At 29.1% G+C, this 15,412-nt stretch carries 17 protein-coding genes; 4 read left to right on the top strand and 13 right to left on the bottom strand.

Going from position 1 to position 15,412, the window contains the following annotated elements; genetic code table 11:
- Window positions 1–1,626 precede the first annotated feature (1,626 nt).
- Complete coding sequence (locus CD034_RS11105; protein ID WP_002489624.1) at window positions 1,627–1,779, top strand: hypothetical protein; 153 nt, start codon at window positions 1,627–1,629, stop codon at window positions 1,777–1,779.
- 168 nt (window positions 1,780–1,947) lie between these two features.
- On the opposite strand, the gene CD034_RS00340 is transcribed toward CD034_RS11105, so the two are convergent.
- Window positions 1,948–2,910 carry an ATP-binding protein gene (locus CD034_RS00340; RefSeq protein WP_002489619.1) on the bottom strand — a complete coding sequence of 321 codons (963 nt, stop codon included), beginning with the start codon at window positions 2,908–2,910 and terminating at the stop codon, window positions 1,948–1,950.
- Window positions 2,911–3,205: 295 nt separating this feature from the next.
- On the opposite strand from CD034_RS00340, the gene CD034_RS11085 reads away from it, so the two are divergent.
- Entirely contained in the window at window positions 3,206–3,307 is a 102-nt protein-coding gene (locus CD034_RS11085; protein ID WP_000228874.1) for a type I toxin-antitoxin system Fst family toxin, read from the top strand.
- 158 nt (window positions 3,308–3,465) lie between these two features.
- Window positions 3,466–4,245 (top strand): hypothetical protein, encoded by a 780-nt coding sequence (locus tag CD034_RS00335; RefSeq protein ID WP_002505091.1) that lies wholly within the window; start codon window positions 3,466–3,468, stop codon window positions 4,243–4,245.
- A gap of 139 nt (window positions 4,246–4,384) precedes the next feature.
- Here the strand turns inward: CD034_RS00335 and CD034_RS00330 are convergent, their stop codons facing one another.
- From CD034_RS00330 to CD034_RS00300, 7 genes are all read right to left on the bottom strand, one after another.
- Entirely contained in the window at window positions 4,385–5,155 is a 771-nt protein-coding gene (locus CD034_RS00330; RefSeq protein ID WP_103288019.1) for a DUF2705 family protein, read from the bottom strand.
- 1 nt (window position 5,156) lies between these two features.
- A complete protein-coding gene (locus CD034_RS00325; RefSeq protein ID WP_002505093.1) occupies window positions 5,157–5,852 on the bottom strand; it encodes an ABC transporter ATP-binding protein in 696 nt (231 codons plus the stop codon).
- 159 nt (window positions 5,853–6,011) lie between these two features.
- Window positions 6,012–6,539 (bottom strand): GNAT family N-acetyltransferase, encoded by a 528-nt coding sequence (locus tag CD034_RS00320; RefSeq protein ID WP_001831394.1) that lies wholly within the window; start codon window positions 6,537–6,539, stop codon window positions 6,012–6,014.
- A 192-nt stretch (window positions 6,540–6,731) separates the two neighbouring features.
- Window positions 6,732–7,388, bottom strand: coding sequence for a DUF8832 domain-containing protein (locus CD034_RS00315; RefSeq protein WP_001831384.1), 657 nt, complete (start codon window positions 7,386–7,388; stop codon window positions 6,732–6,734).
- 63 nt (window positions 7,389–7,451) lie between these two features.
- Window positions 7,452–7,661 (bottom strand): copper chaperone CopZ, encoded by a 210-nt coding sequence (gene copZ / locus CD034_RS00310; RefSeq protein WP_001831373.1) that lies wholly within the window; start codon window positions 7,659–7,661, stop codon window positions 7,452–7,454.
- A 33-nt stretch (window positions 7,662–7,694) separates the two neighbouring features.
- Window positions 7,695–10,082, bottom strand: coding sequence for a heavy metal translocating P-type ATPase (locus CD034_RS00305; RefSeq protein WP_001832797.1), 2,388 nt, complete (start codon window positions 10,080–10,082; stop codon window positions 7,695–7,697).
- 14 nt (window positions 10,083–10,096) lie between these two features.
- Complete coding sequence (locus CD034_RS00300) at window positions 10,097–10,372, bottom strand: metal-sensing transcriptional repressor (RefSeq protein ID WP_001831396.1); 276 nt, start codon at window positions 10,370–10,372, stop codon at window positions 10,097–10,099.
- A 174-nt stretch (window positions 10,373–10,546) separates the two neighbouring features.
- Here CD034_RS00300 and CD034_RS00295 point away from each other — a divergent pair, with 174 nt between their 5' ends.
- A complete protein-coding gene (locus CD034_RS00295; RefSeq protein ID WP_001831374.1) occupies window positions 10,547–10,822 on the top strand; it encodes a glutaredoxin family protein in 276 nt (91 codons plus the stop codon).
- 40 nt (window positions 10,823–10,862) lie between these two features.
- On the opposite strand, the gene CD034_RS00290 is transcribed toward CD034_RS00295, so the two are convergent.
- The 5 genes from CD034_RS00290 to CD034_RS00275 all read right to left on the bottom strand — a co-directional run bounded on the left by CD034_RS00290 (window position 10,863) and on the right by CD034_RS00275 (window position 14,979).
- Entirely contained in the window at window positions 10,863–11,804 is a 942-nt protein-coding gene (locus tag CD034_RS00290; protein WP_001831389.1) for a cation diffusion facilitator family transporter, read from the bottom strand.
- 362 nt (window positions 11,805–12,166) lie between these two features.
- On the bottom strand, window positions 12,167–12,652 hold the full coding sequence (locus CD034_RS00285) for a helix-turn-helix domain-containing protein (RefSeq protein ID WP_002487969.1): 486 nt from the start codon (window positions 12,650–12,652) through the stop codon (window positions 12,167–12,169).
- A gap of 18 nt (window positions 12,653–12,670) precedes the next feature.
- Window positions 12,671–13,513: a replication initiation protein gene (locus CD034_RS00280; RefSeq protein ID WP_049389990.1), complete on the bottom strand. Its 843-nt coding sequence runs from the start codon at window positions 13,511–13,513 to the stop codon at window positions 12,671–12,673.
- Window positions 13,514–14,119: 606 nt separating this feature from the next.
- On the bottom strand, window positions 14,120–14,242 hold the full coding sequence (locus CD034_RS11320; RefSeq protein ID WP_257643489.1) for a hypothetical protein: 123 nt from the start codon (window positions 14,240–14,242) through the stop codon (window positions 14,120–14,122).
- A gap of 62 nt (window positions 14,243–14,304) precedes the next feature.
- A complete protein-coding gene (locus tag CD034_RS00275; RefSeq protein ID WP_058586762.1) occupies window positions 14,305–14,979 on the bottom strand; it encodes an IS6-like element IS257 family transposase in 675 nt (224 codons plus the stop codon).
- Window positions 14,980–15,412: the final 433 nt, after the last annotated feature.

The raw sequence follows: 15,412 nt of genomic DNA, 5'->3' as shown, positions 1-15,412 counted from the left end.
TCGAACTTTATCTTCAATGGCAATTGAGTAAATCTGAAAATGAACTGTAGTTAAACAAGTAGGTAGGACTAAAACGTTTCTGTTTTAGTCCTATTTTTTCTATAAATGGTTATTATTCATTTGAAAATGGCTCAAACATGTCGCATAAGATGAAAAATAAAATGATCATTTAACGTTGTTTTAACTTTAAAAATTATAAAAATACTAACCGTTTTTATATTCTTTAGCAATCTTTCGTAGTTATAAAAGTGACTTAATAAAATCGTTTTTGTCATTTATTTTGTTAAAGATTGGAAAGAAAAGGTTGAATTTATTATTCCAAAAAATCAAAATTCAGATTCAATTGATATACATCATAAACAAAAAGTAAGTCGTTAATGTTCAAGACATGGATCGAATATAATTTTAAATTTGAATTTTTTCTATCCCAAACTAAGTAAATATTTTTACTTAGTTTTCTCTTTTTTTATCTTCAATCATTTTACTAACAATGGTTATCTTGAAAATAAAAATAAGCACTTAAAGTAAAAAGTGAACAAGAAAATAGCCACTTTTGTCTTAAAGCACGTTTTGTTTTTGGAAATATTACAAACATGGGAGTCTTTTTAAAGAGTATTTGACATGAGCATAAGGAAATCTAGTACCACCTTCGGTGGTATTCAGCATAGCTGAAAGATTTACCTTTTATTCGTTCTACTCAATTGTTCACCATAAATAGCTTAAAAGCTTTATATAAAGGTGATTATAAGCATTCTTATACATTGAATTAGAGGGTGTAATATGATACTTTATTACAGACTCTTTACAATTGTTACAAGACCATTTTGAATTGTCTGAAGACTCCTTTTTTTGTTGATTTCATAGGCTTCAGTCGTCGTCGAGACTCTTAAGAGTCTTAATTTTTTCAACCAAAGACTCTTAAGACTCCTACTTTTAGTATTAATATCGAAAATAAAATCACTCAAAAGTAATCTAAGCAATTCATTCATTTGTTTTACTTTTTGAATTTGATGAAATACCTTTTGATCAATATCGAATTCAATATTGATCACATTATTTGTTTTTAAGTTCAAAGAAAAAAGGAAAGAATAAAACAATTTCTGTACTTTTCTATGCTCAATTTGATTAAAAAGTGATTCGAAATGAAACTTATTTTAGCTTTTTATTAATTTAAAAATTTATAAAAAACGATAAAATACGTAATAAGATTCATTGAATGCTCATACTCCAAAATATTATTTTTTGACTTTTTATGATTCCGTAAATATCTAAAATCATAAAAATGAACGACATATAGAAGATACTTTTGAAGAAATATTGATGAGTATATTTATCACAAGTAACTTGAAATTGATTTCAATTCTTGAATTTTTCGTAGCTCTTTTATTCCAAAATTATAAATATAATGTTTTGATTTACTACCATATAGAAATAGCTCAAAGCAGTTTTGTAAGTCAAAATCATATTCGATTTTTAAATTTAGTTCACATTTGCGTTTTATGAGTCTTTAAATTAAAAATGTATAAAGAACACCTAAACACTTTAAAAAGTATTTTAAAATTGTAAATAGGGTATTTAAAATTTGATAACTCCTATGATAATTTTTATTAAAAAGAAGAGTTTTTGATGATTGATTTTTTAAAAAATAATTCAAATACTTTTTCACAACCTATGATTTTGGCATCTATTCTTTTTGTTTTTGCAGGTCCTTTAGGGGCATTTTTAGGAGTGGTTATTGGACTTTTACTTGGTAGAAAGTTAGATAAAAATGGAAATTAGACACGCATTTATACTGAAGAAATTTATTGTGCGTTGAGAAGAACCCTTAACTAAACTTGTAGACGAATGTCAGCATAGCGTGAGCTATTAAACCGATTATTCGACAAGTTTTGGGATTGTTAAGGGTTCGAGGCTCAACGTCAATAAAGCAATTGGAATAAATAAATCTTAGTTGATTTCTGGGATATTCCATTCGATTTCTATTAGGTTTCTTTCGCTTCCATGACTTTCTGATTTTATTTCTTTGAAAATTATTTCTGCTATTCTACCGTGATTATTTATTAATATTGCTAAATCTTTTATAGTGAAATCTCTAATCCAGCTACTAGTATCTAGTCTTTTTATTATATTTTCAGGGTTTTTTAAATTTTCTTGTAATTCATAATAAATATCGTTGTCTTTGTAATTTTTTATTCTAGCTATTTTTATTGTACCTGCTTCCATAATTCTTGCTATTTCGTTAGAAGCAACTTGCAATCTCATTTTGAATTCGTATGATAGTTCTCCAATTGTAAACTCTCCGTTGTTATTCGAAGGGTCTACTTTTTTAGTTCCTCTTTCGCTCTTATCTTTGTAGTATAATTCTTTGCTTGCATGATCTTTTTGATTTAACGCTGTGAATAAGTTTTTGTTATTTGGATTTTTTTCGGTTTTTTTTAGTATTAGTCTTTCTCTTTCTTCTTGGAGTATAGGAGTATTAGTACTACCTTTTCTTATAAAGGATAGACCCTCGAATAAAGATGATTTTTTTATTTTTAGTTCTTTTTTTAATTCGTAAGGTGTTTCTAAATTATTAGAGTTTATAGCTATGTATCCTACTTTTTTATCGTTATATTCTATTTGACCGGTTTCTATTTTTGGTCTCGGTTTGACATATACGTCAATAATATTTTGATAATGTCCATCGTCGAACATTTCTTTTTTTAATCCTATTATTTTTTTATCATCACTTACTCCAAAGATTATAAATTTATTTTCGTTATAAGAATCTATGCTATTTAACATAGCAAGGATATCTTTAATAAATTCGTCTTTTTTTTCTTTTGTATACTCTATTTGTTTGTAGTCTAATCTGCTATTTTCGTTTGGTAGTTCTTTTAAAATTTCTTTGATTTCATTTTCAATAGTCATGATTATTTTCTCCTTGAATTTTAAGCGAGTTTCTTCTTGTCTTGATACTATATAGAAATAACGTTCTTTTTTTAATAGGGATAGACACTTGTACATTAACTTGAATGATTTAAAAAATTTGAGGTTATTTATATTTTACTAAAATCAAGTTTGTTATTGTTACTTTTTAATGTTTATTTAGACATAAAACGACTTATCGGAAGTTATATGTAACTCATCTAGTACAGATGATATAATATACAGGTCGCCTATCTCTCAGGCGTCAATTTAGACGCAGAGAGGAGGTGCATATCAGATGGTCGAAGCTCTTGTTCACATCACGACCACAGTCATCAGTGGTTGTATTGTTGCTTTATTTACGCATTGGCTACGTACACGTAACAATAAGAAAAAATAGGCGATATTAGCCAACACCTAAAAACCCCCTCACTACTCGCAATAGTGAGGGGGTTGGTGCATATAATGCACGAAGCTCTTGTTATCTAAATTATAACACTGGTTAGTAGAGGAATGCAAAATTGAAATTATGAAATATAAAGGGGATAGAATCTGAAAATGAGTATTGTTAAAAACGAAAATGAAGAAGCAGTTATTGCTATATTAAAATTCGTACATCCAAATTACGCAGAAGATTTTGAAAATGACAATTTATACTTCAATAATCTTCAGAGATTTCATGAGATTGAACATGATGAAATAGGGGATAAATTAGAAGGAGTTATTTCAAACAAACTAGGAAATAAATATGCACCGAATGATGAAGTAGAGATGTATATCAGAAATTTAGAAGTTCCTAATTCCAAAATTCACAAAGTAAATGTAAAAGAGGTAACTTTGAAAAATACTTCAGATATTGTTAAAGAGTTTAAGATCTGTTGTTTCTCAATAATAAGGCTGAAAGATTTAGTTGAGTGTGATGATGGTAAGTATAGGTTAAATCAAGAATTTGTACGAAAAATGAATGGTATAATTGATAATAGAAATATATACGTAACTATTCATTTAAAAAATTTCATAAATAAATTGGTCAGAACATTTTCGGAGAAGGATACATATTTTAAAGCAGCCATTGTTAAATATTTCGAGGATAAACACCCTTTATTCTATAAAATAGAAAGTGGCGAAAAACTTATAGTTAAAGACTTTATAAATGCTAGTTTTTATAAAACTAGTCAATATGATAGTCAAAAGGAATACAGAATTCTAACATATAAACTAAAAGAAAATAAGCTTAAAATCGAAGGTCTGTATGACAAATTTCAGAAATTAGAAAATTTAAAACAACTTGCAATTAATTTTTATACAGAAGAAGAATATAGAAATTTAAATAAATGACAAATTTAAGTACACCTAAAAAATCCCCTCACTACGAAAATAGTGAGAGGATTGGTGTATCCATACTAGAATTCTTATTAACTGTATTATAACGCTAGATAGTAGAGAAATGCAAAATTATAAAGTGTGTTGAGTTAGATTAGACATTTTTCTTTTTAAAGACAAATACTACTAGAATTAAGCAAATAATAATATAAACAATATTACCAATAAATAATTCATGCAGTTCTAATTTTGTGAATTTTTTCATGCTTTTATCTACAATTTGAATCATAATATTCATCATATTGATAGGGTTCCATTTTAACCATTCCCATTTATCTATAACAATTGTTAATATACCTGACAAAATTGAAGTGGCAAAATAAAATACAATACCAACAGCAATAGAAACACCAGGACTTTTCATTGCACATGAAATTAATAAAGTGACACTTAAAACTAACCAAGTTCCGACATATGTACCTAACCCAGTTAATAACATTTTACTTAACAACGATAACTCATCTCCCTTACTTTCAAGGAGATTAATATCATTGAAGAAAATAGACCATAAAATAATTCCTACAATAATGCTAATAATAAAATACAGTAATGAAAAAATTACTAATGTAATAATTTTACTGATAATAATATTTGTTCTTGTATATTTACGATAGAGAAGGTTTTTAATTGTACCATGATAAAATTCCATTGAAATAATGGTGCTAGCTTGAATAATTAATAAAAAGATAAACCATGAAAATACGCTAAAAGCTGATTCAATAGACGATTGCGGAGAAAAAATATCATCGTATTTTTTCGAGATTATAGCTTGAATAACCATTAATAATATAATGATAATTGGTATAATAAATGTTGATTTCTTTTTACATAATTTAAAACATTCTTGTTTAATTAAAGTTCCCATTTTATGATTGTTCCTCCTTATCAATGATATTTAATAATACATTTTCTAAATCGTTATCTTCATATTGACTTAATTCTTCTTCTGTAGTTTCAGTAACGAGTTTACCTTTGTTAATGATAAGGATAGAATTTGTAATTTTTACTAATTCACTTAAAATATGACTAGAAATTAAAAAAGTAATTCCTTCTTGTGCTTTTTTTACAATAAGTTCTCTCACATCTCTCACAGCTTTAGGATCTAAACCATTCATAGGTTCATCTAAAATAATTAACTGCGGTTGATTTAAAAAAGCTATTGCAATACCTAATTTTTGTTTCATACCAAGAGAATATGTTTTTGCTTTGTTATGTATATAATCATCCATATCAAGTTGAGAGACAATTGTATCAATATCGTGAGTATTTTTTGTTTCATTTAATAGTTTTAAATTGTCATATCCTGACATGAAAGGATATATTCCAGGATTTTCAATCAATGCACCAACATTACTTTTTTTATTCTTATTTTCAATGATTCTAAATGTCCCATCTTGATAGCTTGAATAACCTAATATGACTTTCATTAAAGATGTTTTTCCTGCACCATTTGCACCCACAAGACCAATAATCTGTCCTCGCTTTAGATTTAAAGAAATATCTTCAAGAATAGTCTTATTACCTATCTTTTTTGTTAAATGTTCTACTGTTAAAACATCCATACAATTATCTCCTTTTTAATTATTTATATATATTATAAATCTAAACTTAATTTACCATAAAAGATAATTTAGTTAAAAGATGTATATTATGGGCACGCTCTAAATAAACAAAAATAGTCCTCTTATTAAAATAAGAGGACTATTTTTGTTTAAAATTATTCAAGACCATTCGCTTTCTAACATACTCATTTGCCATAAATTATAATATTCTCCATTTAATTTTCTAAAGTCTCTTTTTTCTCCTTCTTTTATAAATCCAATCTTTTTGTAACTTTTAATAGCTGATTTATTAAAGGCAAAAACACCTAATTCAATTCTGTGTAGTCCCAAATCTTCAAAAGCCTTTTTCAATAATTTCTTTATTATTTTAGGGCCTAATCCTTGGCCACGCATTTGCGGATCACCTACTAAAACTTTACTTAACGTGGCGGAACAATTTTTAAAATCTATATTATTTAAAGCAATATGACCTATAATTTTTTTTGAATTATTTTCTTCAATGATAACTTTATAAATTATTTTACTAGAATTTTCTTTATTTGTGTCTTTAATATATTCCTTTAATTGTTCTTCATCTAGGGGATAATTAAAATCTGTACCTGCCCATTTGACTAAAAGTTCAGGAGAGTTTATCCAGTTTATTAATAAATCAAAATCTTTCTCCTCAAAATATTCAAACTTAATCAATAAATTACTCCTTAAATAATAGGTTATTAACTATAAAAATTCAGTGAATGTTGCAATATAAACAACCACTACAATTTTTTGATACTTTCTTCATCAACTTTCTATCTTAAATTTTCGATTTTTTATAAAGCGTTTTGTATTATCTAAATAACTCTTTACAATTTACTGATTTTTAAGCTTTTGCTAATAGATTTATGCAACTTTAATATTATAAGTAAATCTATGCACTTCATCATTAAATTTAAATTCTGCCCAAATTTTATACATCCCTTTTTTAGGAAAATGAGCATAAAAGGTTGTAGAATCAGGTGATTCTGGGTGAACATGAATATAATCAGTTAATTGCTCATCAAATATAATCACATGTCCTAAAGCTCCTAAATAAGGTTGGGGAGTTAATTCTGTATTGAAAGTTAAAGGGACATGTTCATCTTCTTTAGCACTTATAGAATTTAAAGTTACATGAACTCCTTTGTTAACTTTTACCCAATTTTTATCAGAATTTAAAGATGTTGTAGAGGTTATTTTATCTCCAATTTGCAGTTCAATAGGATGAACGGAATACACATGGTTTTTTGGTGTAACATCAACAAAAGCCTGGTAAGTTCCTGGCTCTAATTGTTGGTTAATTATAAATAAACCTTCATGCTTTTTTTGAGGGTGTAGGTGGTAATATTTCTCCATGTCATTAGATACTAAAACGAAATGCATTTCTTTTTCATGCATAGTATCTAATAATGGGGCATTATTAAATTCATCTTCTAACGTAATTTCTATATTACCATCTCTATATACAACATTTGCTTTAATTTCGGGTTTGTTTGAATGATATTCATGATTATGATTCATATTTTTATCCTCCTTAATTTTTAATAAGGGCATATCATTAAACGATATGCCCAACTATTTAAATTATTTAATTACATCGTAACCTTGATCTTCAATAGCTTCTTTAAAGTCGTTGAAAGCTACTTGATTTTCATCAAATTCAACTTCCACATTCCCATTCGCCAAGCTTACTTCTGAAGATGTTACACCATCTAATCCATTTAATGCTTTTTCAATTGAATGCTTGCAATGGTCACAGCTCATACCTTCTACATTAATAACTTCGTTAGTCAATGTTGTCACCTCCTTTCAAGAAATATAAGATTCTTATAATTTCATACGTTTTAGACGTAAAGCGTTTGTGACAACACTTACAGAACTTAAAGCCATTGCTGCTCCCGCAACCCAAGGTGCTAGCAGACCAATTGCTGCTATAGGGATACCTGCAACATTGTAACCAAACGCCCAAAATAGATTTTGGCGAATATTACGAATTGTAGATTTACTTGCTTTTATTGCTTTTGGAATTAATAAAAGGTCTCCTCCTAAAATAGTTATATCAGCAGCTTCGATTGCAACTTCTGTACCTGTACCAATGGCAATACCAATATCTGCTTTAACTAGTGCTGGAGCATCATTGACACCATCTCCAACCATAGCTACTTTTTTACCTTCAGATTGAATTTCTGCTACTTTAGAAGCTTTTTCTTCTGGTAAAACCTCTGCAATAATCGTGTCTATACCAACTTGTTTTGCTATTGCTTGTGCGGTACGTTTGTTATCACCAGTTAACATAGCAACTTCAATACCTAATTCATGAAGTTTTTGAATAGCTTGTTGGGCAGTATCTTTAACTGTATCAGCTACAGCGACAACCCCTCTCAATTCGTTATCTACGCTTATAAGCATTGCAGTTTTTCCTTCTTTTTCAAATTGAGCGAGATTTGTTTCAGCTTCATTAGTTTGGATTCCTTTTTCACTCATTAGTTTTCGATTTCCGACAAAAAGTTCTTTACCATCAATTGTTGCATTTATACCGCGCCCTGGTATAGCTTCAAAATGGTCTACTTCTAAAAATTCTAATGATTTTTCTTTAGCATAACTTACGATAGCTTCAGCTAGTGGGTGTTCAGAACCTTTTTCTGCACTAGCTAACAATTGTAATGTTTGATCATCTCCACTAAAATCAGTGACTTCAGGTGTGCCATTTGTTATAGTGCCAGTTTTATCTAAAACAACTGTATTAATAGCGTGTGTACCTTCAATGTGTTCTCCACCTTTAAATAGAATGCCATTTTCAGCAGCTTTTCCGGTACCCACCATTATAGAAGTAGGCGTAGCTAAGCCTAACGCACAAGGACAAGCGATAACTAATACTGCTATTGCAGCAACTAAGGCTGGTTCAAATTGTCCCGGCTGAACTAATGAAATCCATATAATAAATGTGAAAATCGCGATACCTACAACGATAGGTACAAAATATCCAGAAATAATATCTGCTAGTCTTTGTATTGGCGCTTTAGAACCTTGCGCTTCTTCGACAACTTTAACAATGGAGGCAAGAGCTGTATCTTTACCAACTTTTGTTGCTTCAACAGTAATTGCTCCATTTTTATTCATTGTTGATCCTATAACATTATCATTTTGCATTTTTTCAACAGGAATAGATTCACCTGTCAACATTGACTCGTCAATTGAAGTCATACCTTTAATTATTTTGCCATCTACTGGTATTTTTTCTCCTGGTTTGATAACTAAATAGTCTCCTTCTTTTACCTCACTTAAAGGAACCATAGTCTCTTCACCGTTGCGTAATATACGTGCTTCTTTAGCTTGTAAATTCAACAATTTACTTAACGCATTTGTTGTTTGTGTTTTAGCACGTGCTTCTAAATACTTTCCGAAAAGAATTAAAGTAATTAATACAGCACTTGTTTCAAAATATAGGTGTGGCTCATAATTTGTATTAATTAACCACTTAATCGATTCATAAATACTATAAAAGAAGGCTGCGCTTGTACCTAAAGCGACAAGAACATCCATATTTGCTGACCCATTACGAAGGTTTTTATAAGCGCCTACATAAAATTGCCAACCAATAACAAATTGAACAGGCGTTGCTAATACAAATTGGAACCACGGGTTCATAAATATATGTGGTATTTGAATACCAAATAAATGAACGAACATTGTCATTAACAATGGAGCTGCTAAAACAGCTGAAACAACTAATTTAATTAACTGTCGTTTTAATTGTTTTTCTTTTTGGGAACTTTTTTCTGATGCTTCTTTTTTAGGTTGTGCCTCATACCCTAGGTTTTTAATACGTTGTTGAAATTCATCTACAGACGTCATATCAGGGTTGTATTCTACAGTAGCACTTTCTGTGGTTAAATTAACTGTAGCCTTATTTACACCTGAGATTCGATTTAAAACTTTTTCGATTTTATTCGAACAAGCTGCACACGTCATTCCCATTACATCGAGATCCACTTTTTCGGTTAAAACTCCATAACCTGTTTTTTGAATTGTATTTGCAATATCTTCTAATGATGTAACATTGGGGTTATATTCAATTGTAGCTTTCTCTGTAGAAGGATTTACATTAGCGTTAACTTCATCTAATTTATTTAGATTTTTTTCTACTTTATTCGAGCAAGCTGCACATGTCATGCCTGTGATACCTAATGAGGTTTTTTTAATATTTTCACTCAATTATTTCTTTCCTCCTATTTTGAAAATTGTTTTAATACAACCATCAATTCTTTGATACTTTCTTCTCCGTTGCCATTTTTAATACCTTCACTTACACAATTAGATATATGGTCTTCAGTTACTATAAAACCCACTTGTTTTAGGGCTGATTGTATTGCTGTTATTTGTACTAGTACATCTATACAATATCTATCTTCTGCTATCATTGATTGTAAACCGCGCATTTGTCCTTCTAATCTTTTGAGTCTATTGAGCAATGCGTCATTGTTTTTAACAGTAGTAGTGTTCAATTTCACCCCTCCTCATATACCCTAACGGGGTATCTCTTGTTGGAATCTATATTATACCCCTAGTAGGTATAAGTCAATACAAAAGTTTCATATAAAAAATTAATATTTATAGTTTGTTTTAAGAGGTACACTTGTATAAAATGTATGCTAAAACTTATATTAGGAGAGATATATTTGGATAAAAATATACAACTTGAGCTTTACACAAGACCTACATGCTCTGATTGCCAAGAATCAAAAAGGTATTTAAACTCTCAAGAGATTAGTTATAGTCATAAAGATGTAAGTCAAAATTTGGACTTAGAAGAAGAAATGAAAAAAATATCAGGCAACCGAATTGTTCCCTTATTTGTTTTTTATAAAAAAATTTTTTGGGGTAAAAAAAAGTTGTTTAAATATTACGTGGGATTTGAAAATAACAAAAAAGATATATTAAATATATTGGAATAATTAAATAAACAGCCATTATTAAAAAATAATGGCTGTTTATTTAATGATGATGTTGACTGTCTTCTTCTTTCACGATACAAAACAATTTTTCACTATGATTATTGTTAGAAGTTTCAGTCTGTATTGTGACATGTTGAATATTTTGATGATTGAGTTCATGTTCTATACGTTTAAGTAAAAACTCATTTTCAGTAATGGTCATTGTATCTTCTACAACAATATGACAAGATAACGCGTTTAATCCGCTAGTTACTGACCAAACATGAAAGTCATGAATATTTTTAACTTCTTTGAATTTTTTAATAGTTTTAATAATGTCTTTTGTATTTATATTGCTTGGTGCTCCCTCCATTAATACATGAAGACTTGATTTTGTTACATAAAAGCCGCTACGTAGTACTAAAATTGCTACAATCACACTTGCTAAAGGATCCGCCCACCCCCATCTAAAAAATATAATGAGAAGGGCTGCTATAACTGCACCTATAGATCCAAGCATGTCGCTTATTACATGCAAATATGCTCCACGCATATTTAAGTTTTCTTCTACATCGCTCCCGCGCAGCATTATCCAAGCCACAATAATATTAATAAACAAGCCTACCAAGGCGATAATTAACATGCCTGTAGAAGCTACCTCAGGGGGGTTTTTAAATCTCTCAATAGCTTCATAAAAAATATAGATAGCTATTAACATCAAAGTAATACCATTAAGTACAGCTGCTAGTATTTCAAACCTTTTGTAGCCAAAAGTTTTATTTGTATTAGCTTGCTTCGCTCCTAAAGTAAATGCAATTAAAGCAATACCTAAAGAAATAGAATCACTTAACATATGACCAGCATCTGAAATTAACGCAAGACTGTTAGTAAAGAAACCACCTAACCCTTCTACAATCATGTAACTTGTAATAATAATAAAACTAATTAATAAAGTCTTTTTGTTCGCGCCATGTGTATGATTATGATTGTGATCGTTTTCCATTTAATCCCTCCTCTTTTTAATGATGAAAAATATTTTCTATAATTTGAATTTTTGTTTTTATAACTATAGAGTTAAAAAATATAAAATTTCAATTAATGTTTTGTTACTCGAAGAAAATCATACTAACTTATGAATATATGAGCATATATTCATAAGTTAGTATGATTTTTATCCTTTGTCAATATAGAAATGCTTTGTATTTTGTATATTAAATAAAAACCCTACTTTGCTTTGGACAGTAGTGGGATTTTTGCATATGATAAACCACACTTCACTTGCTAAATATTAACTATATTATAATTAACAAGTGATAATTTCTTTTTAGAGAAAATAATGTATTCACGCCTTTAGGCGTGAATACATTATTTTTTTTTGAATAGTTTAGAAAAGATAGATTGTTTTTGTTCATTTTTTTTTGATGCTTTTGGAGTAATGATATCTTCTTTTGAATCTATATTATCAGTTTCTATTTTTTTGGTATTACTTAATATATTTTGGCTATTTAAATTCAAAGATTGTTCTTGTTTTAATGCAATTGTTAAATCGTCAATTTGTCGATTCTTTTGTCGAATTTCTGATTCTAAATGCTCTATGTATTTATCGATATAACTGCTATATTGGTTATTTAATGATTCTGTTTTGTTTGTCGATTTTTCATCAAATTTTGTCGATTCTTTTGTCGTTTTTTTATTTAAAATTGTTTTTAGATAATCTATTGTATTATCATCTATTAATGATTTGTTACCTACTTTGTTTACCTTCAAATTTGAAGGTAAACTTTTTAAATGATAATGAATTGTTTGTTTAGAGACATCTAAAAGTTCAGAAACTTCCTTTACAGTTTTCATCAAATAACTGGGTCTCCTTTACTTTTTCATTTTTTGTAAAAACGCTTGACGTTCTTCTTCTGTATACGCAGATGTCTTAGATGTGGTTGGTTCATAAGTGTTATTTTTTAACCATTGTGGCGTCATTTCACGGCTTATATATTGTTTTGGTTTGCCTGTACTTATCATATTAGATTGTCGTTTCGAATGAATACGTTTCTCAGGTTCAAAAGAAAATTCTAACCATTCAATCTTTCGTCCTTTTTTAGCTTTAATTTTATTAATATTGAGATTTTTAAATAAAAAGCCTAATTCTTTAATTATTGGTTTAAATACATACTTATCAATTTCACTCATTCGATAACTTTTCGGAATATCTAAACGTTCTCTGAAATCATTAATTTGAATTTTGAAATATCCTGTATGTTTATATTGCTTTAGTAATCTAAACATATTTTTTGCATAAGTTGATTTTAGTTGTGTCATTTCCTGTAGTTCAAATTTAGTGAAATCAGCAGTAATTGAATTGAGTATATGCTTCAAATCATTATTAACACTAATAGACAGGTATTGTTTTTTTATATCAACTTTATAAGAAGTGAACAATACAAATTTTTCAAATGATTGCTCGTTACGTTCTGTATAAGTTAAATGCAACATTTTATCGTATACATGTTCTAAATCTTTTATAAAACGCGCTTGTGATCGTGAGTAATAATTACTAAGATGTTTTAATTCATCAAAAGGTATTTCTAGTTTACGTGTGTCTTGTTCTTTAAGTTTATTACACAATGTAAAAAACAAATCGACTTCTGTACTTGTAAATTTTCTTAAAGGTACTAAATTCATTTCGTTTCGGTACACAACAGTCTCTCCAGTCATGTTATAATCACTCCTACATATGTTTTTAGTTTTAGGATTAAAGGAAAAGACGTCTAAATTTCTTCCTTTAATCCTTTTTTGTAACAACATAGGGTAGTTTTATGATAAATCCACCCTATAAAATGAATTTAATATTACTATAACATAATATATAACGCAATCCCAAAACGATTAGGTATCTTTGTTACAAAATCTACCCTTTCCTGTTACAAAATCTACCCTTTAGAGTTCTAAAACCTTACTGCGAGTAAGCTTCAACAACTCTCTAAAAAGGGTTTAAAAAGATTTATATAAATATATATAAAGATTAGGACAAAATTACCCCAAGTTCAGAATCACTTTAAAGAATGAATAAATTCATACGAATTTATTTTGATATTAAAAAACCTGAACCAGACCTTTTTTGTAAAAAAGGTCTAACAAAAAACTTCTTGAACTCGCCGTTCAAACTGCAGGGAATTGGAGGTTATCCAATTCCACTGCGTTTAGTATGGCGAGCTATGTAAGTATGTCAACTCCTTATACTCATTCACTTCGTTCATTCCGTTACCGTTGACACACAAAAAATAAGAGCCTAGAACTTTGTTCTAAACCCTTAGTTAAATATTAGTAATCTCTTGATAATTTATATTGTTTATAAGCTAAATAAACAAGGCTTGCCTGAACCATGACTTGAGCTAAACTTAAGCCCAAACTGATACGTTTTTTTAATTTCTCACGATTAGCCATTTTTGGTTCTGTTGCAAAGTAAAAAATATAGCTAACCACTAATTTATCATGTCAGTGTTCGCTTAACTTGCTAGCATGATGCTAATTTCGTGGCATGGCGAAAATCCGTAGATCTGAAGAGACCTGCGGTTCTTTTTATATAGAGCGTAAATACATTCAATACCTTTTAAAGTATTCTTTGCTGTATTGATACTTTGATACTTTGTCTTTCTTACTTTAATATGACGGTGATCTTGCTCAATGAGGTTATTCAGATATTTCGATGTACGATGACAGTCAGGTTTAAGTTTAAAAGCTTTAATTACTTTAGCCATTGCTACCTTCGTTGAAGGTGCCTGATCTGTAATTACCTTTTGAGGTTTACCAAATTGTTTAATGAGACGTTTGATAAACGCATATGCTGAATGATTATCTCGTTGCTTACGCAACCAAATATCTAATGTATGTCCCTCTGCATCAATGGCACGATATAAATAGCTCCATTTTCCTTTTATTTTGATGTACGTCTCATCAATACGCCATTTGTAATAAGCTTTTTTATGCTTTTTCTTCCAAATTTGATATAAAATTGGGGCATATTCTTGAACCCAACGGTAGACCGTTGAATGATGAACGTTTACACCACGTTCCCTTAATATTTCAGATATATCACGATAACTCAATGCATATCTTAGATAGTAGCCAACGGCTACAGTGATAACATCCTTGTTAAATTGTTTATATCTGAAATAGTTCATACAGAAGACTCCTTTTTGTTAAAATTATACTATAAATTCAACTTTGCAACAGAACCACTTATTTTATAAATGTATTTATTTCTAGGAAGTTGGATATTAAATACCCCTTAACGAATGGAAAATTATTAAAAAAATCAGAGCCTATTGAAAATGTTTGGCAATTAATTGCTAAAAGATGGTGGATTGTATTCCCTATTGGAGGATTTTTAAGTTGGTTAATTCCGTTCTTGTTTGATAGATAGTCGATAGTTATTTTTTGATATTTAGAAACGAGTTGAAAACGAGTTTCTTCTTGTTTTGATACTATAAAAACAAAGTTACATAACGTAAGATTATCAGAAGCTCCATCACTATAAAAGGTGTATCAAGGGTTTATAAACCCTTGATACACCTTTTATATTCATTTTTAATTACCGAAGAATCGACTCCAAAA

Source organism: Staphylococcus hominis subsp. hominis (genome assembly GCF_002901845.1).
Lineage (GTDB): Bacteria > Bacillota > Bacilli > Staphylococcales > Staphylococcaceae > Staphylococcus > Staphylococcus hominis.
The sequence above is the reverse complement of the archived record's forward strand: the minus strand, read 5'-3'. Positions and strand labels throughout refer to the sequence as shown.